The organism is Streptomyces lasalocidi, assembly GCF_005280215.1.
Taxonomy (GTDB): Bacteria; Actinomycetota; Actinomycetes; order Streptomycetales; family Streptomycetaceae; genus Streptomyces; species Streptomyces longwoodensis.
In genome coordinates this window covers 6693952-6715313 of sequence record NZ_SZNQ01000001.1, presented here as the reverse complement: position 1 = coordinate 6715313, position 21362 = coordinate 6693952, and the positions used below count along the sequence as shown (strand labels likewise).

General features: G+C 73.4%; 21 protein-coding genes and 1 pseudogene. 9 read left to right on the top strand and 13 right to left on the bottom strand.

Translation table 11 applies throughout. The features are described 5' to 3' along the window. Positions 1-36 precede the first annotated feature (36 nt). Positions 37-1374: a 6-phospho-beta-glucosidase gene (locus E4U91_RS30345; protein WP_137309760.1), complete on the bottom strand. Its 1338-nt coding sequence runs from the start codon at positions 1372-1374 to the stop codon at positions 37-39. Between the two features lie 450 nt (positions 1375-1824). Between E4U91_RS30345 and E4U91_RS39245 the strand changes: the two are divergent. Next, a pseudogene (locus tag E4U91_RS39245) lies at positions 1825-2256 on the top strand (DUF4981 domain-containing protein); the annotation flags it as partial. Between the two features lie 126 nt (positions 2257-2382). Here E4U91_RS39245 and E4U91_RS30330 read toward each other — a convergent pair. Then, entirely contained in the window at positions 2383-3186 is an 804-nt protein-coding gene (locus E4U91_RS30330) for a formate/nitrite transporter family protein (protein WP_137309758.1), read from the bottom strand. A gap of 103 nt (positions 3187-3289) precedes the next feature. Continuing rightward, positions 3290-3991: a hypothetical protein gene (locus tag E4U91_RS30325; protein ID WP_137309757.1), complete on the bottom strand. Its 702-nt coding sequence runs from the start codon at positions 3989-3991 to the stop codon at positions 3290-3292. Between the two features lie 514 nt (positions 3992-4505). Here E4U91_RS30325 and E4U91_RS30320 point away from each other — a divergent pair. Continuing rightward, positions 4506-4814, top strand: a complete 309-nt coding sequence (locus tag E4U91_RS30320) for a hypothetical protein (protein WP_137309756.1) — start codon at positions 4506-4508, stop codon at positions 4812-4814. A gap of 254 nt (positions 4815-5068) precedes the next feature. Here E4U91_RS30320 and E4U91_RS30315 read toward each other — a convergent pair whose 3' ends face one another. Together E4U91_RS30315 and E4U91_RS30310 are read right to left on the bottom strand one after the other, a co-directional pair. Beyond that, positions 5069-5239: a hydrophobic protein gene (locus E4U91_RS30315; protein WP_137309755.1), complete on the bottom strand. Its 171-nt coding sequence runs from the start codon at positions 5237-5239 to the stop codon at positions 5069-5071. A 151-nt stretch (positions 5240-5390) separates the two neighbouring features. Beyond that, positions 5391-6413, bottom strand: coding sequence for an SH3 domain-containing protein (locus E4U91_RS30310; RefSeq protein WP_174867877.1), 1023 nt, complete (start codon positions 6411-6413; stop codon positions 5391-5393). Positions 6414-7077: 664 nt separating this feature from the next. Here E4U91_RS30310 and E4U91_RS30305 point away from each other — a divergent pair. Further along, positions 7078-7452 carry a hypothetical protein gene (locus E4U91_RS30305; RefSeq protein WP_137309754.1) on the top strand — a complete coding sequence of 125 codons (375 nt, stop codon included), beginning with the start codon at positions 7078-7080 and terminating at the stop codon, positions 7450-7452. 47 nt (positions 7453-7499) lie between these two features. Here the strand turns inward: E4U91_RS30305 and E4U91_RS30300 are convergent, their stop codons facing one another. The 4 genes from E4U91_RS30300 to E4U91_RS30285 all read right to left on the bottom strand — a co-directional run bounded on the left by E4U91_RS30300 (position 7500) and on the right by E4U91_RS30285 (position 11435). Continuing rightward, on the bottom strand, positions 7500-8225 hold the full coding sequence (locus E4U91_RS30300) for a dienelactone hydrolase family protein (protein ID WP_137311075.1): 726 nt from the start codon (positions 8223-8225) through the stop codon (positions 7500-7502). Between the two features lie 122 nt (positions 8226-8347). Next, positions 8348-8641 carry a hypothetical protein gene (locus E4U91_RS30295; protein WP_137309753.1) on the bottom strand — a complete coding sequence of 98 codons (294 nt, stop codon included), beginning with the start codon at positions 8639-8641 and terminating at the stop codon, positions 8348-8350. Positions 8642-8694: 53 nt separating this feature from the next. After that, on the bottom strand, positions 8695-11250 hold the full coding sequence (gene lanL / locus E4U91_RS30290) for a class IV lanthionine synthetase LanL (RefSeq protein ID WP_137309752.1): 2556 nt from the start codon (positions 11248-11250) through the stop codon (positions 8695-8697). Positions 11251-11252: 2 nt separating this feature from the next. After that, complete coding sequence (locus E4U91_RS30285; RefSeq protein WP_137309751.1) at positions 11253-11435, bottom strand: SflA family class IV lanthipeptide; 183 nt, start codon at positions 11433-11435, stop codon at positions 11253-11255. Between the two features lie 354 nt (positions 11436-11789). Here E4U91_RS30285 and E4U91_RS30280 point away from each other — a divergent pair, with 354 nt between their 5' ends. Together E4U91_RS30280 and E4U91_RS30275 are read left to right on the top strand one after the other, a co-directional pair. After that, positions 11790-12371 carry a snapalysin family zinc-dependent metalloprotease gene (locus E4U91_RS30280; RefSeq protein ID WP_137309750.1) on the top strand — a complete coding sequence of 194 codons (582 nt, stop codon included), beginning with the start codon at positions 11790-11792 and terminating at the stop codon, positions 12369-12371. Positions 12372-12567: 196 nt separating this feature from the next. Next, positions 12568-13332 (top strand): alpha/beta fold hydrolase, encoded by a 765-nt coding sequence (locus tag E4U91_RS30275; RefSeq protein WP_137309749.1) that lies wholly within the window; start codon positions 12568-12570, stop codon positions 13330-13332. Positions 13333-13474: 142 nt separating this feature from the next. On the opposite strand, the gene E4U91_RS30270 is transcribed toward E4U91_RS30275, so the two are convergent. Next, complete coding sequence (locus E4U91_RS30270) at positions 13475-13645, bottom strand: hydrophobic protein (RefSeq protein ID WP_067230707.1); 171 nt, start codon at positions 13643-13645, stop codon at positions 13475-13477. A 156-nt stretch (positions 13646-13801) separates the two neighbouring features. After that, entirely contained in the window at positions 13802-14998 is a 1197-nt protein-coding gene (locus tag E4U91_RS30265; protein ID WP_174867876.1) for an MFS transporter, read from the bottom strand. An 88-nt stretch (positions 14999-15086) separates the two neighbouring features. Here E4U91_RS30265 and E4U91_RS30260 point away from each other — a divergent pair, with 88 nt between their 5' ends. After that, complete coding sequence (locus tag E4U91_RS30260) at positions 15087-15848, top strand: DeoR/GlpR family DNA-binding transcription regulator (RefSeq protein ID WP_137309748.1); 762 nt, start codon at positions 15087-15089, stop codon at positions 15846-15848. 175 nt (positions 15849-16023) lie between these two features. Further along, on the top strand, positions 16024-16629 hold the full coding sequence (locus E4U91_RS30255; RefSeq protein WP_137309747.1) for a cadmium resistance transporter: 606 nt from the start codon (positions 16024-16026) through the stop codon (positions 16627-16629). Positions 16630-16688: 59 nt separating this feature from the next. Here E4U91_RS30255 and E4U91_RS30250 read toward each other — a convergent pair whose 3' ends face one another. Then, entirely contained in the window at positions 16689-17468 is a 780-nt protein-coding gene (locus E4U91_RS30250) for an NAD(P)H-dependent oxidoreductase (protein WP_137309746.1), read from the bottom strand. A gap of 138 nt (positions 17469-17606) precedes the next feature. Between E4U91_RS30250 and E4U91_RS30245 the strand changes: the two genes are divergently transcribed. Together E4U91_RS30245 and E4U91_RS30240 are read left to right on the top strand one after the other, a co-directional pair. Then, positions 17607-18530, top strand: a complete 924-nt coding sequence (locus E4U91_RS30245) for a helix-turn-helix transcriptional regulator (protein ID WP_137309745.1) — start codon at positions 17607-17609, stop codon at positions 18528-18530. A 219-nt stretch (positions 18531-18749) separates the two neighbouring features. Beyond that, positions 18750-20141 carry a glycoside hydrolase family 16 protein gene (locus E4U91_RS30240; protein WP_137309744.1) on the top strand — a complete coding sequence of 464 codons (1392 nt, stop codon included), beginning with the start codon at positions 18750-18752 and terminating at the stop codon, positions 20139-20141. Positions 20142-20289: 148 nt separating this feature from the next. Here the strand turns inward: E4U91_RS30240 and E4U91_RS30235 are convergent, their stop codons facing one another. After that, complete coding sequence (locus E4U91_RS30235; protein ID WP_404767872.1) at positions 20290-21204, bottom strand: helix-turn-helix transcriptional regulator; 915 nt, start codon at positions 21202-21204, stop codon at positions 20290-20292. Between the last annotated feature and the right edge of the window lie 158 nt (positions 21205-21362).

Here is a 21362-nt window from a genome sequence, read left to right as displayed (position 1 = left end):
GAGCGCCTCGGACGGGGAAGCGCTGTCCGGCGGGGCTTACTTCAGGTAGTCCAGCCCGGGGTGGACCGCCCGGTAGCCCTCGACCAGGCGGCGGGCGACGTTCACCGAGTCGACGAGCGGGTGCAGCGCGAACGCCTTCACCGCCGTGGCACGGGAGCCGGACTCGGCGGCGGCGAGCACCTCGCGCTCCACGGCCTTGACGGAACAGACCAGCCCGATGGCGTGGCCGGGCAGCGGTTCGACGGCGACCGGGTGGGCGCCGCTCGCGTCGACCAGGCAGGGCACCTCGATCACGGCGTCCGGGTCCAGGGCGGCCAGGGTGTGCCGGTTGCGCACGTTGAGGATGAGCGTGGTGCGCTCGTCGCGGGCGATGGCCCGCATCAGGGCGAGCGCGACCTTCTCGTAGCCGCCGGAGAGGTCGTCGGCGTCGCGCTCGCCGGCGCCGGCCGTCTCGCGGTTCTCGGCCATGTAGGTGGCCTCGCGCTCGGCGCGGGTGCGGTCCCACAGCTCCAGGGCGCTGGTGCCCCGGTTCCCGACCTCCGCGTAGAAGCGGGCCTGCTGGTCGCGCAGGAACGCGCCGCGGGTGCGCTCGGCCTGCTGGTAGGAGTGCACCGCCTCGCGGTTGAAGTAGTAGTAGTGCAGGTACTCGTTGGGGATCGCGCCGAGCGAGCGCAGCCAGTCGGCGCCGAAGAGCTTGCCCTCCTCGAAGGAGCCGAGCAGGGCCGGGTCGGCGAGCAGCCGCGGCAGTTCGTCCCGGCCCGCCACGCGCAGGCCGCGCACCCAGCCGAGGTGGTTGAGGCCGACGTAGTCGATCCACGCCTGCTTCGGGTCGGCGCCGAGCACCCGGGCGATGCGGCGGCCGAGGCCGACCGGGGAGTCGCAGATGCCGATGACGCGGTCGCCGAGGTGGCGGGACATGGCCTCGGTGACGAGGCCTGCGGGGTTGGTGAAGTTGATGACCCAGGCGTCGGGGGCGAGGCGGGCGACCCGCCGGGCGATGTCCACGGCGACGGGCACGGTCCGCAGGCCGTAGGCGATGCCCCCGGCACCGACCGTCTCCTGACCGAGCACGCCCTCCGCGAGGGCCACCCGCTCGTCGTCGGCGCGGCCCTCCAGGCCCCCGACGCGGATCGCGGAGAAGACGAAGTCGGCCCCGCGCAGGGCCTCGTCGAGGTCGGTGGTCGCCGTGACCCGGGGGGCGTCGCCCGTGGCCGAGGCCTGATCGGCCAGGACCCGGGCGACCGCGTGCAGCCGGCCGGCGTCGAGGTCGTGCAGCACGACCTCGGTCACCCGGCCCTCGCCGCGGTCGGTCAGCAGCGCCCCGTACACGAGCGGCACCCGGAACCCGCCGCCGCCCAGAATCGTCAGTCTCACGCCTGCACCTTTCCTGCCACGACCACCTCGACGCCCGCCTCCTCCAGGGAGGACCGGGTCGCCGCGTGCACCGGGGCGTTCGTCACCAGCACGTCCAGGTCCTCGGGACCGGACACCTTCCCGTCCCGGTACCCGGGCACTTCTTCGCCGCGTCCGCGAGTGCGGCGAGGGCGGCGCGCGCCGCTGTCGCGTCTGCCTCCGCCACGCGCGCCTCGGCCACCTCACGCCCTCGGCGGCCTGGGCGGCCTCGGCGACCTCGGCGGAGGGCAGGTCACCCTGTCCTCGTCCTGCCGACACGGCGCGAACACTACTCGTCACCTCCCTCGCCCCCACTCACTCCAACCCGAGGCTACGCAAGCGACCCGCTGCACCGGTCGACGTGACCGGGCCGGCCAGCGCGGACGGGCAACGGCGCAACAGCGCGCTCGCCGGCCCCTGGGCCGCCATCACGCCATCAGGTCCACCCCGGGCCTTCAGGGCGGCTTCATCCGCGAGTCGCGGGACCACGGCATCGTCCGGCGGGTGAGCGACGGAGGACCGGCCGGCCGCGCGGGGGCCCGACTGCACGGGGGCCGGGCCACCGCGCCGGTGCGCGTCGCGCTGTTCCGGCACGAGGGTGTGGTCGTCTCCAACCACCAGCACCTCCGGGGCCTGGAGTGGCTCACGGGCGAGTGGGAGCTGTGCCTCGCCGACGGCGGCACCCTCACCGCGCCCGCCGACCTGCCCGCCCTCGCCCCGGGCGAGACCCGGGTGGTGCCGCTGCCGTTCGAGGTGCCCCGGGACGGCGGCGAGGCGTGGCTGACGCTGCGGGTCCGCACCGCCGAGGACCTGCCCCGGGCGCCGCGCGGCACGGAGGTGTGCACGCCCCGGGTGCGGCTGCGCGGCCCGACGGTCACCGAGGACCCCAGCAGGGGGTGGAACAGGAGGTCGTAGGCGTCGACCTCCACGGATCCGGCGACGACCGCCTTCCCCGTCCGTTCACTCCGAAGGGGCAACGCCGCGCGGCCGTCAGGAGGTCGTCGGTCCGCTGTTGTCGCTCAGTACGGGGGCGCTGCGGATGAGGCGCAGTGCCGTGGTGAGCAGGAGGCCGCCGACGACGTTGCCGAGCACCGCCCAGGCGAGCCACTTCAGCCAGTCGGGGTAGCCGTAGGGCGCGCTGTCGGTGTGCAGGCCCGCGAAGGCGATGAGGGAGTCCAGCACCGAGTGCCACAGCCCGAGCCCGGCCAGTGCGAACGCGGTGACAACCGACGCGGTGATCTTCGCGGTCATCGACTCGCTGCCGTGGTGCATCCGGGTCATGAGCGTGATGACGCCGCCGCCCAGCACGGCGAGGCAGAAGGTGCCCAGGGTGTAGCCCCCGTCGACGAACTTCGCCCCCGTGGCGGCCGCGGTGCCGTGCAGCTCCGGGAAGGCCTGCATCACCAGCCACATGAACACCCATCCGCCGATCAGGTTCATCACCAGGACCGTTCCCCACATCCGCAGCAGGTCCAGCCAGGTGGCCGCGCCCGCGACGACCGTGGCGACCGGCACGAGGAACCCCTCCGTGAAGAGTTCGCTGTGCCCGAGCAGCAGGGCGATGAGCCCGGTGGAGAAGGCCAGTCCGGCCAGGAGTTCGCTGCCGGTCTCGTGCCGCACGAACAGCAGTACCATGACGCCGACACCGACGTCGATCCCGCCCAGCAGCGAGGTGGCGACCAGCGACGTCCAGGTGCGGTGCAGCCGTGGCCGGCCCTCGGCCACGATCCGTTCCGCCGCTTCGGCGACCCTCCGCTCGCCGGGTCCCTGCATGATCTGGTCGTCCGGGTCCATGGGGTCCTCCGGTCCTGGGCGTCACCGCGGGAACGTGCCCTTCGATTCTCGGTGGCGAAGGGCACGCCCGCCGCTCAGCCGCGCGGGACGGCCGGGGCGCCCCTTAGGGGGTGAAGACCTCGTCGAGGCGGTCGATGGCGCCGTCGGCGCCCAGGTGGTACTTGAAGACGAGCCCGGAGTTCGGGTTCGCCTCCAGCCAGTCGAGGAACTCCTGCACGCCGATGTGCTGGTTCTCGGTGCTCTCCACGATGGGGTTGGTCACCGTGACGTAGGCGGCCTGGTCCATCGGGATGAACGTCTCCTTGCCGACCGTCTCGAACGGCGGACCGTCGGAATCGGGCGATCCGCAGCCCCAGTTGCCGTGCTTGACGATCAGGCTGAGGGAGCCCCCTTCCGGGGTGTAGCGGTAGACCGCGACCTCGTCGGGCGAGATCGGCATCTTGTGGTCACAGCCGTCGTCGTCCGCGCCCGACCCCGCGGCGATGGGTGACGAGGTCGGGGCCGATCCCGGGGACTTGGCGGCGCCGCCGCCCGAGCCCGAAGTCGCCGCGCCGGCCGGCTTCTTGCTCGCCGCGGCGGATGCCGTCCCCTTGCCGCCACTGCCCGCCGTCCCGGTCGGGCTCGTGCCGGCGCCTCCCACCTTCGTCGGGCTCGCGCTCGTGTCCGCGCCCGCGTCCGTGCCCGCACCCGCCACGTCGTCGCCATTGCAGCCGGTGAGGACCAGCGCCCCCACCGCACAGGCGGCCAGTGCGGCCGCCCGGACGGCGCCCGGTCTACGGCGGCTCTTCTTCGGCGTCACGTTCATGATGGGTCCCCCCTGTGTCCCGGTACTGGTGTCCCAGTACCGGTGTGTCTCGACAGCTCGCCGCAAAGGACGACTTCCGGCCGTCGTCAGTTGCACGCCACGTGAGGTGTTCACGCCCCACGCGGCCATTCGACGGACATCGCCACGTACCGCAGGTCGCCTTCGCGTCCCACCGTGGCCTGTTTTCGCCCGCTGACCCTAGCGTGACGGCGCGGTCGTGTGGGGCGGGGAGCGGTCTTGTTCCACCCTGGGGGCCGCCAAGGGCACCGCGAGTGACGCGTGCGGGCAGGCCTCGGGAGAGTGTCAGGTCCATCATGCCTGCTCGGGGCGGGTTCCGGTAGGACGAAGGGCACGCCCCGACGGCCTTGTTGCGGGTGGTGGCGGGACCGCAGACTCGTCGTCATCCTCCCTCCGGCCCAGGTGCCGGCATCCGCCATCGGCTGCCGGCGCGTTCGCCGTGCTGTTCCGCCCTGGGACATGCGCCGGCCGGAGGGGGCGGGGACGAAGGGGATCGATGGACCAGGACATGGTGTTGCTGGCGAAGGTCAGGCTGCTCGGCGCCAACCGGCGAGTGGTACGGGGAACCGAGGGGCTGTGGGCCTACCGTCTGCTGACGCGGGTCGAGCCCGAGGTGTACGGATCGAAACTGGCGTACGTCCTGGTGGAGGAGAGCGGCTCACCCCTGGTGCGGGACGTGCCCGAGCGCCGACTGGCGCTGCTCGACGAGGCGGTGGAGGTGGCTGAGGCCTTGGACCCGGCGAACCCCTACCGGGAGAAGGTGCTGCGCAGGGCGCTGGCGGCGAAGGCCCGACTGGGGAAGTAGCCGAAGGGGCGGTCCGGCCGGGACCGGGGTCCCCGCCCGCGCAGCGGCCCCGCAGACAGGAGGTGCAGGGTTCCCCTGCTGGGTCTGCGGGGCCGGTGCAGGGCTCAGGTACCCCGCGGTGCGTCCGATACGCCCGATCCCTCCCGACGGGCGCGACGGAGTCCTTGCACGCGAGGGGCCCGGCCGTCTCCGGCCGGGCCCCTCACTCCGCACGATGCACGCGTGGCGCGCTCCTCGCGCCGGGCGTCGTCCCGCTACCAGCGGTACCAACGGCCCCTGCGGCCGCCACCGTCCGCGGAACGGACGACGAAGCCGAGCAGCCACACGACCAGGACGAACACCGCGATCCACCACAGGGCCTTCAGCGCGAACCCCGCGCCGAAGAGGATCAGCGCCAGCAGCAGTACCAGAAGCAAGGGAACCATCGTCATCAACCTCCTGGCCCACCAATGCCCTTGCCTGCGCACCACAAGCACGCAGGACACGGGTTAGTTGTCCGGGATCCCGGGCAGGTGCGGTCGGCCTCCGGCCGGCGCTCAGCGGTCGGTCACGCAGTGGGTCCGCGCCGTTCCCGGTCTACTTGCCGCCGGCGTCGGCGGGTTGGAAGGTGACGTCGATCCAGTCGTTGTCCGTCAGGCCGAGGCCGTCCCAGAAGGTGCCGTCGGCCAGGTCGATGCCGGCCGGGTTGGCGACCCTGCGGCCGAACTCGTCGAGGCCGCCGTTGTAGCCGGACTGGTAGGCCGCCTGCGACTCGGGAGTCCCCTGCGGCAGGTCGTACCACGTCTGACGCTGCGTGGACGGGTTCCAGTAGTCGTCCCGGGTGTTCCAGGGTCCGACGTCCCAGACGGGGGCCGTCTCGCACCGGCCGGTGCGGGCGTAGCACAGCCTTACCTGGTACTCGGTGCCGCCCTTGGAGGCCAGCATCCGCCGCGACGGCAGGGCCACGAAGTGGTCGCGGGACTGGATGACGTGGCCGTTGGCGGTGGTCTGCCCGGTCAGGCCCTCGCGGGTGGCGAAGAGCCGGTACGTCGCGGGCGCCGTGCCGGTCGTGTCCTCGGACGGCCGGGTGTCGGAACGGTCCGGTTCGGCGTGCACGGTGACGTCCGAGACGACCGGGGAGGCGGTGGCGCTGCCGAGCAGGGTGAGCCGCACCTGGAGGACGGAGACGACTTCCGGCAGCCGCAGCCGGCCGTCGGCGTCGGGGGTGCTCCACTGCGTCCACCGGCCCGGGTGGGCGCTGCCGCGCACCTCGGTGACCAGCTGCGTGCCCGGGGGCACTTGGGCCTGGCGGCTGACGGTGAAGACGTTCGCCTCGCGGCCGAGGCTCTGGGCCGGCGCGGTGTACACGGCGTACGCCTTGCCCGGGGCGGACCGGGTGCGCGCCCGGCGGTCGGCGATGGTGAGACCGTCCGCGTGGTGGCCGGTGTTGTGCTGGTCGGCCGTGGCGGCGTCGAGGTCCACGCGCCAGTCGTCCGCCGGCTGCGTGGCGGCGGGGGGTGCGCCGGGGCCGTCGGTGGCCCCGGCGGTGGCGGGCGGGAGGCCGCCGACGACGAGCAGGGCGCACAGTCCGCGTATGAGTCTGCGGGTGGTGGAGGGCACGAGGGATCTCCCCAATCGGGCTTCGCGGGAACGGATGGCTCTGATCGAAGCCCTACCGGGCGGGGTCGCGCGCTGCCATCCCGGGGCGTTCCGGATGCCGCCGTCCGGGTCATCACGGCTGCTCCTTGGGCCGTCCGCGCCACGGCCCCGGAGACGAACTGCCGTGCGTCTGCTACGACGCGTGGGAGGGCGGCCGACGGACTTGCACGACGGGAGGCATACCCGTGTCGTCCCGGGGCACCAGCACACCGACGGCTCGGCTCCCCCTCCGAGCGTTCCGGCCCCGCCACCTCCCCCCGTGGCGGGGCCACCCCCTTTTCCACGCCTTCCCCCCAGCACATGCGGACGGTCCCCGTCCTTCCAAGAGGGCGGGGACCGTCTGCGGCGGACGCAACAGGCACTGCGGTCAACCGGGTTGCCGACTGCCGTGCGGCGCGCCTGGAGCGCTCCGCGGGTGCTCCGCGGTTAAGGACACGCCAAGATCAGCGTTGCGCCACGCGAGTGACCGACGGGGACCGGCCTGAACACAGAGTGAAGCCGCGGGCATGACAAGTTCTGGGGGAGGTGTCCTCCTTGCCCCATCCTCAGGCCCAAGTGGTGGGCCCGGCACCGTGAGCCGTGAGCCGTTGACGCAGGGCGGAGCCAGTGGCCACGATGTCGCGGGATGACGACTGATGAGCTGGATGAGGGCGTGTCCGTGGCGATGACGGTGCGGCAGTGGCATCTCGTCGACGGTGGCGTGGACAACGAGGTCTCGATCGCGGCGGTGGACGGCCGCGAGGACACCGTCGAGGTCGGGAGAGCTGTCCGCGAGGCCGGCTGGATCCAGGTGGCGGGCTGGTCGGCCGAGGTGCCCGGGTCCGGCGGATGGCCCCCGGACGACGAACGGGCCACCGTGACATTGACCCGCGAGCAGTGGCGGTTCGTGGTCCGCGTCCTCGATGGGTGGGAGAGCGTCGAGGACGCCGAGGACGACGAGGAGTCCTGGCCGGAACTCCGGGAGGTCATCGTCGCGGGTGTGGGAGACGCGTCGGCGTAACGGGCAACGGTCCGCTCACCGGCAACCCCCGCTCCCCCGTCACGGGTTCATCCCGTCAGGGGCAGGCACTCCGTGAGCAGGTCCAGGACGTCGTGCCAGGCACGTTGTGCGTGGCGGGGGTGGTGGCCGACGCCGGGGAGCGGGCTCTGGTCGGCCTGCGGGTGGTGGAAGGCGTGCAGGGCGCCGCCGTAGACCACGAGGCGCCAGTCGACGCCCGCTGCCTGCAGGTCGGCGGTGAACGCCTCCCGTTGGGCGGCCGGTACGATCGGGTCCTCCGAACCGACCCCGGCCCACACCGGGCAGCGGATGCGGGCCGAGTCCCCCGGTCGGCCGGTGGTGAGCCCGTTGACCGTGGCGATCGCGCGCAAGTCGACGCCGGCCCGGCCGAGTTCCAGGCCGACGACGCCTCCGGTGCCGTAGCCGATGGCCGCGATCCGGTCGGGGTCGGTCCACGGCTCGGCGCACAGCACGTCGAGCGCCGCGCGGCCGATCTCCCTCAGCCGGTCGGGATCGGCGAGCAGCGGCAGGCAGCGCGCCAGCATCTCCTCCGGGTCGGCGAACCAGCGTCCGCCGTGCAGGTCGAAGGCCAGCGCCACGTACCCCGACTCGGCCAGCGCGTCGGCACGGCGCCGGTCGACGTCACTCAGCCCCGGCCCCTCGGGCCCGATCAGGACCCCCGGTGCGCGGCCGTCCCCGGCCGGGACCGCCAGGTGCCCGATCATGGTCAGTCCGTCGGCCGGGTACTCCACCGTGCGCGTCGTCACCGTCGTCACCGTCGTCATGCGAGCGACCGTAGCGATCGTCGGGACTGGCGGCACCGGTGTTCTGCCACGGGCAGAGCGCCGGTGTGTACGACGCCGGAGGGACCGCCTCCCGGTCGTCGGAGCGGGCGTGACTACAGGCCGCGGTGGGCCGCCCACAGCCTTCCGGCGTGGCCGGCCGCGTCGGCCACCAGGGCTGCCAGTTCCGGTTCGTCGGGGACCGGGAACGAGACGTAGGCGCCCCGCCCACCGGCGACCGGACGGCCGTACGCCTTCACGGCGAGGTGTCCGTCCGGGAGCAGCCGGACGTTGAGCGTGGTCAGTTGGAACTCCTCGCCACGGCGGGTGTCCGTCCAGCGGAGCGCCTGCGGGACGGTGACGTTGATCGCCAGTGCACTTACTTCCGGTGGATCCAGGTCGCCGCTCATGGACGGATCCTCTCACCCGGGCGCCGGCTCCCCCCGGGTGCCGGTGGCGGCCGTCAGGCGGTCAGGCCCAGTCGCGGGCCGCCCCCGTCGTGCAGGCGCCGGAAGAAGGCCAGCACGCCCGCGGAGCCGCCGGCCCAGGTGGCACTCGACCGGGCCAGGCCGGTGTCCGGGAACACGGGCCGGGACCAACTGCCGCCGCTGCGGCTCAGGATGAGCAGCGCGACGGCCCCGGCCGCCTCCCGGAACTCCTCGGACGCGGACGCCTCCGCGACGTCGATCATCAACTCGCCCACCCCGGCCAGTCCGCAGCACTGCGTGACCAGCGGCATCCGTGGTGCCAGTGCGGCGCAGGTGCGTGCGGCCCGCTGGGCGAGGTCGAGGTACCGGGGTTCGCCGAGGCGTTCGGCGGCCCGGACGAGTACGGTCCCGATGCCGGCCAGGCCCCGGCACCACGAGCCGTAGCGGCGGGTCGCCCCCGGCTCGGTGGCCGCCGCGACGATGTCCGGCGTCACGGCGGCCAGGCGTGCGGCGGCCTGTTCGGAGCGGCTGATCGCGTCGGGGTCCCCGGTCACGCCGCCGTACTCCAGCAGGAAACAGGTGACGCCCGCCTCGCCGTGGGCCAGTCCCTCGCCGAGTGCGGCCCTGCCGGCCGTGTCCGCGCCGGTGGCGGTCAGCCGGGCGGTGCCCGAGGCCAGCAGCCGGTCGCATTCGGCGGCAAGCGTGAGGTGCCGGTCCGCGGCATGCCGGTGACCTGCCCGAAGGGCGTGTCGGGCGAGCAGCAGCTGTCCGAGGCCGATCCCGGCGGCGCCCGCGATCAGGTCCGCCTCCGGCGGGCCGCCGTCCGGGGTGCGCTCCGGCAGGTCGGGGTGTCCGGGCCCCGCACCGACGTCCGTGACCGCGCCCGCACCTCCCGCCGACCCCGCCTCGGCGAGGAAGAGTTCGACGCCGGTGCGCCCCGTGTAGAACCCGGGCGGCAGGTTCCTCGCCTGGTCGGCCGTCCACCGCGCCAACGCCGAGACGGTCGCGCGCACTTCGGGCCGGTGCGCGTGGTGGAGGAGTTCGAGTCCCAGTCCCGAGCTGCCGCCGTAGACGTCGATCGAGGTGGGGACGGCCAGCTGGGCGGCCCGTACCGGGTCCACGATCGCCTGCGCCTCGGCGACGCAGAAGGCGGCCGTGTGCTCGACGACCTCCTCCAGCAGGTCGTCGTCGATCCGGGGACGCGCGGCCCGGCGGGCGGTGGTGACCGTGCCGCTGCGCAGGCGGTCGGCGGCGGCGGTCCGGACGGCCGGGTCGAGGTCCATGAGGCCGGTGACGCAGGACCGGATGTTCCGGTGGGCGCGGCCGGGCAGTGCCGCGGCCAGGCAGGCCAGGGTCCGGTCCCGGTTGACCCGGTGGTCGGCGTCGATGATCACCGGGTCCAGGCCGGTCGCGGCGAAGAAGAGGGTCGCGCCGAGGGCGTAGTGGTCGTCGGCGGGGGCGGCCGGTCCGGTGGCGGGCAGGACCGGCTCGCTGTACCCGGGGGTCGCCCCGCCCGGGCCCGCGCCGTCCAGTTCGCTGATCCCGAAGTCGATGAGGTGGCAGTGGCCGGGGCCGGAGTCGTCGAGCACGACGTTGTCGGGCTTGAGGTCGCGGACGACCACGTTCCGGTCGTGGATCGCGTCGAGGACGTGCAGGAGCCGGGACGCCAGGAGGGACAGGGCGCGCCCCGGCCGTGGGTCGTCGTCCCGGAAGGGGCCGTCGCGCAGGACCTCCCTGCGCAGGTCGCGGTCGCCGCAACTGGTCATCACCAGGTACTCGTCCGACCGGTGGGCGAAGTAGTCCAGTGCGCGGGGCACGCCGGTGACGCCGTCGAGCGCGGTGAGGACCGTGCGCTCGTTGCGCAGCCGGTGGCGGGCGTCGGTACCGGCTTCGTCCTCGCCCACGAAGGCCCTCGCCTGTTTGACCACCACCGGCCGCCCGAGGGTGCGGTCGAACGCGCGGTAGACGTTGCCCCGGGGTGAGCGCGTGATGCCGGCCGTGACCCGGTAGCGGCCACCGCCGAAGTCGCGGGCCGACGGCTCGTCGGCGGGCCCGGCGTCGTTCGTGAAGGGGTCCTCGGCCCAGGGCGGGCACCGGTAGCGGCCGACGGCCAGGCCGTCGTAGACCTGGCCGTCCGGCCCGGTCATGACGGATTCGAGCCGCCCGCTCCGGCCGGTGCGGTAGTCGCCCGTGAAGGGGCCGTAGCGGTAGTAGACCGGGGCGCGCGGGTCGACCCTGCGGTCGCTGACGATCCGCGGGCCCGGCCGGTCCCGCAGGACGGCGGCGAGTTCCCGGGCGACCTCGACCACGGTGCCGGCCAAGGGGTAGACGGTGATGGCCTTGCCCACGGCTCCGGGGCTCACCGCCCCGGAGTTGAGGCGGCGCAACGTGTCCGCGTCACGGACGAACTTGGCGTGGCAGACGTGCCGGTACAGCACCGGCAGGACGAGCCGGACCACCTCGTCGAGGTCGCCCGGGCGCGCCGAGACGTGCAGTTTCCAGCCGTGTTCCATCGCCGGCATCCGCGGATCGTTCAGGTACGACCAGGTGTCGTCGGACCCACCGCTGCGGCCGGCGAGGGACACGGTCACCGCTAGGAGTTCAGATCACAGGCGAAGCGGGTCGTGGCGGTCACCCAGGGGTCGGCGAGACACGCCGTGGGCTCGCGGTCCTCGCGGTCGTCGTCCTCGAACACGATCGCCTCGTCGTCGATCTCGAGCGGACCTTCGTCGCGGAACCGGTCGGCTTCCGGAAGATGCTGCACGGCTACGGGCATTGAGCGCCTCCATGGTCGGTCGTGCGCTGAGGAGTGGGACATGGCCGACGGGGGCGGCGGACCCCTGGCCAAGGACTCGCTGGACCAAGGTAGGGAGGGGGTCGAGTCACTGACAAGAGGTCAGATGACATTGGTCATGGGCGAGTTGGACCTGTCCGAGAACCGACTGTCGGCACCCGGCGGCCGATATTCGGCGTGGCAGGTACATGGCGGACGAGGAGAGGTGGGGCATAGCATCGCAGCGCCCCGGAGGGGCGGTCCACGCTGTCCGGCCCCCCACCGGACGCCCACGCCGCTCCTTCGCGCGCCCGGCCCCGCCGGGGCCGGACTCCCCCCACGGATGAAGGAGCAGCAATGCCCCTCGGCACTTGGCTCAGAGCAGGTACGTCCGCCGCGGCACTCGTCCTCGGCATGGCGGGCACCGCGACCGCCGCCCCCGCACCCGCCAGTACGGCGTCCACCGCACAGGCGGCGGTGGTCACCCTCCGCTACGACGACAGCCGCGCCGTCGGCTGGGAGTCCGCGATCGCGGCCGGAGTCGCCTCGTGGAACGCGAACGTGAGCAGCGTCCGCCTGGTGGAAGCGGCGCCCGGCTCCGCGGCCGAGATCGTGATCGTCGCCACCACGGGCTGGCCGCAGGCCACGCTCGGCCCCGTCCGTCCGGGCCGCCAGGTCCGGGTCGAACTCGGCAGCCAGGCAGTGGACCAGGGCTACAACAAGACCCGGATCGCCGCCCACGAGCTGGGGCACAGCCTCGGCCTGCCGGACACCAAGCCCGGCCCGTGCTCCCAGCTGATGTCGGGGTCGAGCGCCGGCACCGCCTGCACCAACGCCACACCGAACACCACCGAGCGCTCCCGCGTGCAGTCCACCTACGCGAGCGCCCTCGCCGCACTCGCGCCCACGAACGGACGCACCCTCGTCGACGCGCCCTGACCGCACGGCCGTCGAACGGACGCACGCCCCGGGGACCGCGAGCAGGCCCCCGGGGCCGTGGTGACCGTCGCGCCCGGCGCGGCGTGCCGCGCCGCAGGGCCGGGGCCCGGCGCGGCGGTGCCGGGGCCCAGGTCCGCGGCGAAGGACTTCTGGACGAAGGCCCCCGTGACCGCCCGCCGGTGGGTACTCGTCGATCATGACGCAGCACGGGCAGGCACTTCTGTACGTCACGCACGACCGGGCCGGGACGTCCGCGGTGCGCAGCATGGGCACGGCGGAACTCGGCGCCGGGGGCGTTCCCGTGGTGCTGGTGCCGGGGCTGGGCGCGCCCGGTTACCTGCTGCGGACGCTGGAGCGGTGCGCCCGGTCGGGTCCGGCGCGGCTGCTGGACGTCCCCGGTCACCGGGACCCCGCCGGGCGCGTCTGCGGGGACACGCTGGGGGCGCTCGCGGACACGGTGGCCCGGTGGCTGACGGACGTGCCCGGCGGGCCCGTGGTGCTGGCCGGGCATTCCACCGGCGCCCAGGTGGCCCTGCACGCCGCCGCGCTGCGCCCCGGACGCGTACGGGCCCTCGTCCTGATGGCTCCGACGTTCCCGCCCCGTCTGCGCCGTTTCGGCCCGCTGTTGGGCGCGGCGTTTCACACGGCCGTCCAGGAGGCGCCCGGTGTCGTACCGGCCGTGTTGCCGTCCTACCTCGCGGCCGGGCCCCGGCGGTTGCTGGCCTGTGCGCGCTCCGCGCAGGCGGACGCCCCCGAGGAGGTGCTGTCCCGGGTGACCTGCCCGGTGACCGTGGTGGGGGCCGAGCACGATGTCCTCAGCCCGCCCGGATGGATGCGGTACCTGGCCGGGCGGGCCGCCCGGGGCCGCGCCGTGGTCGTGCGCGGAGCGCACGCGTTCCCGCACCGTCACCCGGACGCCACGGCGGAGGTGCTGAACGGCGCGCGGTACGCGCCCCTCTGATGCCCCCCTCCGGTCGGCCGCTGAGCTGCTTCCCCGGTCGCGGGGAGGCGGGCGGTCGCACGCCGAGGGGGCCCGGCCGTGTCCGGCCGGGCCCCCTTCACGTGTCATGCGTGGCGCGCTCGTCGCGCCGGACGTCTTGCCTTTACCAGCGGTACCAGCGGCCCTTACGGCCTCCACCGTCCGCGGAACGGACGACGAAGCCGAGCAGCCACACGACCAGGACGAACACCGCGATCCACCAGAGCGCCTTCAGGGCGAAGCCCGCACCGAAGAGGATCAGGGCCAGCAGCAGAACCAGAAGCAAGGGAACCATCGTTATCAACCTCCTGGCCATCGCATGCCCTTACTTCGGCCCTACAAGCACACAAAATACGAGTTAGTTCCACGAGGTACGGGGCATATGCAGCCGGCCCGCTGAGCAGCGTTCCCCGGGTCCCGCCCCGCACGCACCCCGTCGGACGGTCAGCCGTCAGGGCGTCAGTTCGACGGTGCGCGACGGCTGCGGAGCGGGTCGCAGGACGCCGGCCGCGACGACGGCGGTCACGCAGAACAGGGAGAGCAGCAGGAAGGTGTGGTTGAGCGCCACGAGGTGGGTCGACCAGCCGATGACGGCGGGCCCCGCCAGCATGCCGATGTACCCCAGCCCGGCCACCCGGGAGACGTTGGTGCCCGCCGCCGCGGGGTCGGCGTGCCCGGCGGCGCTGAACAGCTGCGGGACGCAGCCCGACAGGCCCAGGCCGAACAGCGCCCAGCCGGCCAACGCGGCCCAGATCCAGGGGGACAGGGCGGCGACCGTGATGCCGACCGCGGCCAGCGCCGCACCGTTGCGGAGCACCGCGACCGGACCGAAGCGCCCGGAGATCCGGTCCGCCAGCAGCCGGCCGATGGTCATGGTGGAGGCGTACGTGCCGTAGGCGAGGGCGGCGGTGCTCTCCGGCGCGCCCAGCACGGTCTTGAGGTGCAGGACGCTCCAGTCGTTGGCGGCCCCCTCGCACAGCATGACCAGCAGGGCCAGGACGGCCAGGAGCCAGATGCGGCCGGGGACGGGCCGCTTCGACCGTTCCGGCCCCGCTGACCGGCTCTCGGTGCGGACCGGGGCGTCGGTCGCCACGGCGGGCAGGAGGCCGCGCGCCGCCGCCAGCGCGACGACGACACCCACGGCGGCGGCGACGCCCAGGGTCGTGGCCGGGGACCAGCCGATGCGGGTGAACGCGGCACCGGCGAGCGCCGCGAGGACGCCACCGACGGAGAACGTGGCGTGGAAGGCCGACATGACGGGCCGTTCGTAGGCCTTCTCGACCTGGACGGCGTGGGCGTTCATGCTGACGTCGAGGGTGCCGTTGCCGAAGCCGAAGAGCAGGAGCGCGGCCCCGAGGACCCATGGTTCCCGCGCCAGGCCGGGCAGCACGAGGGTGGCGCTGCACAACACCCCGGCCAGGGGGACGACGGTGCGGGTGCCGAGCCGGTCGGACAGGCGCCCCCCGACCTGCATGCCCACGAAGGCACCGGCCCCCAGCAGCACGAGGAACCCGCCCAGGGTGGCGTGGGAGATGCCGACGCGCTCCTCGACCGCCGGGATCTGCACCACCCACATGCCGAGCAGCGTGCCGTTGAGCACGAAATAGACAACCGTCACAGCACGGGCGACGCGCAGCGCTCTTTCCATGCACCCACCCTAACGAGCACCGTGCATGTTCGAAACAGCAGTACACGCACACTCATCATGTTTGCTTGAAGTGGTGTTGAATCACCCCATGAACACCGTCGAACGTCATCGGCTGATCACCCAGGCCGTCCAGGAGGCGGGCCGGGCGACCGTCACCGAGCTCGCGGAGCTGACGGCCGCCTCGGAGATGACCATCCGGCGGGACCTGGACCACCTGGCCGCCCAGGGCGTCCTGGAACGCTTCCGCGGCGGCGCGCGCACGCTCCTGCTGCGCGGCGAGGAGCCCCCCTTCTCGCTGCGCGCCCACGAGGCCGTCGAGGCCAAGCGCCGGATCGCGGCGGAGGTCGTCTCCCTCGTCTCCGACGGTGAGACGGTGCTGCTGGACAGCGGCACGACCTGCCTGGAGGTCGCCCGGCTGCTGCGGGGACGGCAGGTCACCGTGATGCCCCTGTCCCTGCAGGCGATCCACGTGCTCAGCGACGCGCCCGAACCCACCTCCCTCCTCGTGCCGGGCGGCCGGCCGCGCGCCGCCGAGGGGGCCCTCATCGGGCCGCTGACCCTCGCGTCCCTGTCGGCACTGCGCTTCGACACCGCCGTCCTCGGCTGCTGCGGCCTGAGCGCGGGCGACGGCCTGACCGCCTACGACCTCGACGAAGCGGTGGTGAAGAAGGCCGCCATCGCCTCGGCCCGCCGGGTCGTCGCCGCCGCCGACGGCAGCAAACTCGGCCGCACCGCCCAGGCCCACGTCGGCCCCCCGACCTCGGTGGACGTCCTCGTCACCGACGCCGACGCACCCTCCGACGAGATCACCGCGCTGCGGGACCACGGCATCACGCTGAAGCTCGTCTGAGCCGCACGGTCGGGGCGCCACCCGACGGCACCGGGACCACGCCGGACACCGTCAGTCGGGCACGCAGCGAGCCCGGCACCGACACCCCTGCTCGGGCCCGGCCCGGTGGGAGACGTGGACCGCGCAGCCGGTAGCGTCGCCGCGACACCGGCGTCACCGAAGGAGGCACCCGCTCGTGGACCTGGGCATCGTCGGGCAGGCCGTCGGGCTGTTCGCCGTCACCAACATCGACGACCTCGTGGTGCTGGCGTTGTTCTTCGCCCAGGGGGCCGACCACCGCGGCTCGGCCCGGCGTGTGGTGCTGGGCCAGTACCTGGGGTTCGCCGCGATCCTCGCGGTGGCGGTGGCCGCCGCTTTCGGGGCGACCTTCCTCCCCGAGACGGCCCTCCCCTACCTCGGGCTGCTGCCGCTCGCCCTCGGCCTCAAGGCCGCCTGGCGGGCGTGGCGGGACCGCCGTTACGGCGGCCCGGAGGAAGAGGACGAGCGGTCCGGGGCGGGCGGTCCCGGCCCGCTGGAGGTCGCCGCCGTCACGTTCGCCAACGGCGGCGACAACATCGGCGTCTACGTGCCGGTGTTCGCCACGGCCGGCACCGGCGGGATGAGCGTGTACGCCGTGGTCTTCCTCGCGCTGGTGGGGGTGTGGTGCGCCGCCGGCCGGTACTTCGCCACCCGCCCCGTCGTCGCCGCGGCCCTCGCCCGGTGGGGACACGTCCTGCTGCCCCTGGTGCTGGTCACCATCGGCCTGCTCATCCTCGTCGAGGGCGGCGCCTTCGGCCTGTGAGACCCCGGGCGCGGCGGGCCCGTTCGGCGGCGCCCGTCCCCGTCAGCTGTCGGCGGCGGTCAGCCGCGGACGTGCAGTGCGAACCCCGTGCGGCCGGTGGGCTCCAGGCCCTCCTTCAGCTGCAGTGAGGGGATCTCGTAGTCGCCGGCGTTCTGGCGCCGGAACGCGATCGGCTCGGTCGACTCCAGGGTGAGCAGGCGCTGTTGCCACGCCTTGGCGACGTCCGGGTAGGCCTCGTCGGTGATGCGGTCGGTGCCGTACAGCACGAACGGCGGGAGCACCTCGATGCCCGGGTAGTAGAGGATGCCGTGCTGGATCGGGAACAGCAGGTCGTCGATGGGGCCGTTGATCCCGCGAGCGGCGTAGTGCGACTCAGGGCCGCCGGTGGTGACCGACAGCAGGGCCCTCCGGCCCGCGAGGGTGCCCTCGCCGAAGCGGTCACCGTAGTGCGTGTCGCTGTGCTCGCCGACGCCGTAGGCGAAGTGGTAGGTGAAGACCCGGTCCACCCAGCCCTTGAGGATCGCGGGCATCGAGTACCACCACAGCGGGAACTGGAAGATGATCGTGTCGGCCCACAGCAGCTTCTCCTGCTCGGCGCGGACGTCCGGGGTGAGCGCCCCGGCGTCGAAGGCGCGGCCCGAGTCCCGGGCGACCTGCAACGGACGCGAGGCGTGCGGGCCGTAGTCCTCGGCGTCGACGACCGCCTTCCAGTTCATCGCGTACAGGTCGCTCACCCGCACCTCGTGCCCGGCGCCCTCCAGCGTGGACACCGCGAGGTCCTTCAGTGAGCCGTTCAGGGACCGCGGCTCCGGGTGGGCGTGGACGATCAGCGTCTTCATGGCAACTCCTTCGGATCGGACGCCCCCGATCCTGGACGCCACGGCGCCCGGCGTTCAGGGGCCGCCGTTCCGTCGGACGGGACTTCCTGGTAACGGCAGGACCACCTTCACGGGCGACGCCGCGGCCATACTGGGGACATGGACGATCTCGCGGGCTTCCTGCGGACCCGGCGCTCCCGCGTCGACCCGGCGGCCGTCGGCATCCCCACCGACAGCCGACGCCGGGTCCAGGGGCTGCGCCGCGAGGAGGTCGCGCACCTGTCGGGGGTCAGCGTCGACTACTACGTCCGACTGGAGCAGGGCCGCGCGACCCAGCCCTCCGACCAGGTCCTCGACGCCCTCGCGCGGGTCCTCGACCTCGACGAGACCGAACGCGAGCACCTGCACCGGCTCGCCTGCCAGCGCCGCCGCGCGAAGGTGCCGGGCGGGCGGGTCCGCCCCGAACTGCTGCGCGTCCTGGACCTGGTGGCCGACGGTCCCGCGCTGATCACGAACCACCGCCTCGACGTGCTCGCCGCCAACCGCCTCGCCGGGCTCCTCTACGGCCGGCCGGTGCCGGGCCTGAACACCGCACGGCACCTCTTCCTGGAGGAGGCCGAGCGCGGTCTCTACGCGGACTGGGAGACCTGCACCCTCGACGTGGTCGGGCACCTGCGCCTGGCCGCGGGGAAGTACCCCGAGGATCCCCGTCTGGCCTCCCTCGTCGGCGAGTTGGCGATGGGCAGCGAGCGCTTCCGCCGCCTGTGGGCCCGCGCGGACGTGCGCGCCCGCACCTACGGGCGCAAGGCGTACCGGCACCCGCTGGTCGGACTGCTGGAACTGCACCAGGAGAACTTCGCCCTGCCGAACGAGGCGGGCATGGAACTGGTCGTGCTGTCCGCGCCCCCCGGCAGCCCCGCCGAGGACGGGCTGCGCCTGCTCGCGAGCCTGGGCACGGCCGACGAAGCCAACACGGCCGACAGGACCGACACGACCGACGCGTCCGGCGCGCCCGCGCACCTGCACCCGGACCCGCACCCCCATCCCCACCCCCACCCCCACCCCCACCCGCAGTCCACGTGAAGGCACCGCCCCGCGAGTGACGCCCGCGACGGCGCCGCGGTGCCGCAACGGGTCGATACGGCACTTCATCGGGTGAACTCGCCCCGCCCTCATGCACTTTCCTTGTTTCAAGTCTTGACGACCGGCCCGTCGGGGAGCACATTGGCGTCGCTTTGAGAGCGCTCTCAATTCGCTCTCCGAGCCACCCGCGCACCTCACCCGTACCGGGAGGCACTCCCCATGTCCACAAGCCCCCGCACCCCCAGACGGCGGCGCGTCCTCGTCGCCGTGCTGTCCACGCTCGGCCTCGCGGCCGCCGTCGCGACCGGCGTCACGCCGTCCGCCAACGCCTCGGCGCCCACCCCGCCCTCGGGCTGGACGCAGGTCTTCCTCGACGACTTCAACGGCGCCGCCGGCACCGGTATCAACACCTCCAACTGGCAGTACGACCTGGGCACGTCGTACCCGGGCGGCGCCGCCAACTGGGGCACCGGCGAGGTCGAGACGATGACCAACAGCACCAGCAACGTCGCGCTCGACGGCAGCGGCAACCTGAAGATCACGCCGCTGCGCGACTCCTCGGGCCGCTGGACCTCGGGCCGCATCGAGACGGTCCGCACGGACTTCCAGCCCCCGGCCGGCGGCAAGCTCCGCGTCGAGGGCCGCATCCAGATGCCCAACGTCACCGGCACCGCCGCCGAGGGCTACTGGCCGGCGTTCTGGATGCTGGGCGCGCCCTACCGCGGCAACTACCAGAACTGGCCGTCCGTCGGCGAGATGGACATCATGGAGAACGTCCAGGGCCTCAACCGCGTCTGGGCGACCCTGCACTGCGGCACCAACCCCGGCGGCCCGTGCAACGAGACGACCGGCATCGGCAACAACGTCGCCTGCCCGAACACCACCTGCCAGTCCGGCTTCCACACCTACGCCATGGAGTGGGACCGCTCGGTGAGCCCGGAGGCGCTGCGCTTCTACGTCGACGGCGTCAACTACCACACGGTGACGGCCAACCAGGTGGACGCCACGACCTGGGCCAACGCCACCAACCACGGCTACTTCGTCATCCTGAACGTGGCGATGGGCGGCGGCTTCCCGGACGCGTTCGGCGGCGGCCTGGACAACGACACCCAGCCGGGCCACCCGATGGTCGTGGACTACGTGCAGGTGCTCCAGTCCGGCGGTGGTGGGAGCGGTACCACCCCTCCCCCGTCGGGCAACCGTGACGCCTACGGCACGATCCAGGCCGAGTCCTACGACAGCCAGTCCGGCCTGAGCACCGAGACCACCAGCGACAGCGGCGGCGGCCAGGACGTCGGCTGGGCGGCCAACGGCGACTGGGCCCTGTACAAGGGCGTCAACTTCGGCTCCAGCGCGGCACGGCAGTTCTCCGCCCGGGTCGCGAGCGGCGCCGCGAGCGGTGTCAGCGGTCTGGTCGAGGTGCGCCTGGACAGCCGCAGCAACGCGCCCATCGGCAGCTTCGCCGTGGGCAACACCGGTGGCTGGCAGACCTGGAAGACGGTCCCGGCCAACATCAGCGGGGTGACCGGTACGCACGACGTGTACCTGACGTTCAGCAGCGGCCAGCCGGCCGACTTCGTGAACGTCAACTGGCTCACCTTCGGCCACTGACGTCCCGCGGCCGACGTCGGGCCACCGACGCAGCGCCCCTCCCCGCGCCCTCCCCGCGCACCCCCGCACAGCGAACGGGCCCCGCTCATCGAGCGGGGCCCGTTCCGCGCGTGCGCGGGCCGTTGCGGCGGGGGGCGAGGGGGTGCCCTCAGCGCATCTCCGCGCGGAACTGCGCCGGCGTCAGATCCGTGTGCTGCTGGAAGAACTTGGAGAAGTTCGCCGGGTCGGGGAAGCCGACCGCCGCGCCGACCCGGCCGATCGGCAGGTCGCTGTGCGCGAGCAGACGCTTGGCCTCCAGTACCACCCGCCGGTCGATGAACGCCTTGGGGGTCAGCCCGGTCGCGGCGCGTACGGCGCGCACCAGGGTGCGCCGGGAGTAACCGAGCGCGTCGGCGTAGGCGCTGACGCTGTGGTTGGTGGGGAAGTCCTCCTCCACGGCCTCGCGGAAGAGGCTGAAGGTGGTGTCGGCGCGGCGCTCGGCCTCGGCGGAACTGGCCGCGAGGTGCGCTAGGCGCAGCAGCAGGGCCGTCAGGGCGTGCCGCAGGACGGCCGTGTGCAGGCTCAGCGGGAGGGTGGCGGTGTCCTCGTACTCCCGTTGCAGGTGGGCCAGGGCGGCCCGCAGTGCGGTGAGCTGGTCGGCGTCGGGGCGCAGCAGCGGCGGGAGGTCGTAGCGGTACAGGCCGGTCGCCTCGACGGTGGCGCGTGGCAGGAAGCCGGGTTGCATGGTCAGGACGGTTCCGCGGTACACGCTCCTGGAGAAGCGGTGCACCTGTCCGGGCCGGATCCAGAGCAGGTCCCCGGCGGTCGCCTCGTACTCGGCGAAGTCGACCATGTGCCGGACGGGTCCCGCGGAGAACAGCATGACGACGTGGAAGTCGATCCGGTGGACGCGGTCCGGTGCCGCGTCGGCGGCGCGCCAGGTGCGGCCGGTGCCCATCGGGCCGACGTGCATGCCGACGCCGCCGACGCTGAGGTCGGCCGGGAAGGGGAAGGTCCTGATCTCACCGTCAGGCGCGAGGCCGCCGGGCCGGGCCATCTCACGGGAGCCCGGCCTGTCCGCCATGTCCGCCATATCTGTTTCACGCTGCTTTCACGCCGCTCGTACCGCCCCGCACGGGCTCGGGCCGCCGTGCGGCCGGGGTCCGGGGGCGGGGGTGTCCCACTTTCACCACAGGCTGACACACCCCGACCTACCGAACGAAAAGTCTGACTTTTAAGGTC

Excerpts from the sequence above, each read along its gene's own strand:
- E4U91_RS30315 (WP_137309755.1), bottom strand. The coding sequence starts at position 5,239 with ATGGTTCCCTTGCTTCTGGTACTGCTGCTGGCGCTGATCCTCTTCGGC.
- E4U91_RS30250 (WP_137309746.1), bottom strand. The coding sequence starts at position 17,468 with ATGAAGACGCTGATCGTCCACGCCCACCCGGAGCCGCGGTCCCTGAAC.
- E4U91_RS30265 (WP_174867876.1), bottom strand. The coding sequence starts at position 14,998 with ATGGAAAGAGCGCTGCGCGTCGCCCGTGCTGTGACGGTTGTCTATTTC.
- E4U91_RS30260 (WP_137309748.1), top strand. The coding sequence starts at position 15,087 with ATGAACACCGTCGAACGTCATCGGCTGATCACCCAGGCCGTCCAGGAG.
- E4U91_RS30280 (WP_137309750.1), top strand. The coding sequence starts at position 11,790 with ATGCCCCTCGGCACTTGGCTCAGAGCAGGTACGTCCGCCGCGGCACTC.
- E4U91_RS30305 (WP_137309754.1), top strand. The coding sequence starts at position 7,078 with ATGACGACTGATGAGCTGGATGAGGGCGTGTCCGTGGCGATGACGGTG.
- E4U91_RS30320 (WP_137309756.1), top strand. The coding sequence starts at position 4,506 with ATGGACCAGGACATGGTGTTGCTGGCGAAGGTCAGGCTGCTCGGCGCC.
- E4U91_RS30275 (WP_137309749.1), top strand. The coding sequence starts at position 12,568 with ATGACGCAGCACGGGCAGGCACTTCTGTACGTCACGCACGACCGGGCC.
- E4U91_RS30325 (WP_137309757.1), bottom strand. The coding sequence starts at position 3,991 with ATGAACGTGACGCCGAAGAAGAGCCGCCGTAGACCGGGCGCCGTCCGG.
- E4U91_RS30240 (WP_137309744.1), top strand. The coding sequence starts at position 18,750 with ATGTCCACAAGCCCCCGCACCCCCAGACGGCGGCGCGTCCTCGTCGCC.
- E4U91_RS30270 (WP_067230707.1), bottom strand. The coding sequence starts at position 13,645 with ATGGTTCCCTTGCTTCTGGTTCTGCTGCTGGCCCTGATCCTCTTCGGT.
- E4U91_RS30235 (WP_404767872.1), bottom strand. The coding sequence starts at position 21,204 with ATGGCGGACAGGCCGGGCTCCCGTGAGATGGCCCGGCCCGGCGGCCTC.
- E4U91_RS30285 (WP_137309751.1), bottom strand. The coding sequence starts at position 11,435 with ATGCCCGTAGCCGTGCAGCATCTTCCGGAAGCCGACCGGTTCCGCGAC.
- E4U91_RS30245 (WP_137309745.1), top strand. The coding sequence starts at position 17,607 with ATGGACGATCTCGCGGGCTTCCTGCGGACCCGGCGCTCCCGCGTCGAC.
- E4U91_RS30295 (WP_137309753.1), bottom strand. The coding sequence starts at position 8,641 with ATGAGCGGCGACCTGGATCCACCGGAAGTAAGTGCACTGGCGATCAAC.
- E4U91_RS30330 (WP_137309758.1), bottom strand. The coding sequence starts at position 3,186 with ATGGACCCGGACGACCAGATCATGCAGGGACCCGGCGAGCGGAGGGTC.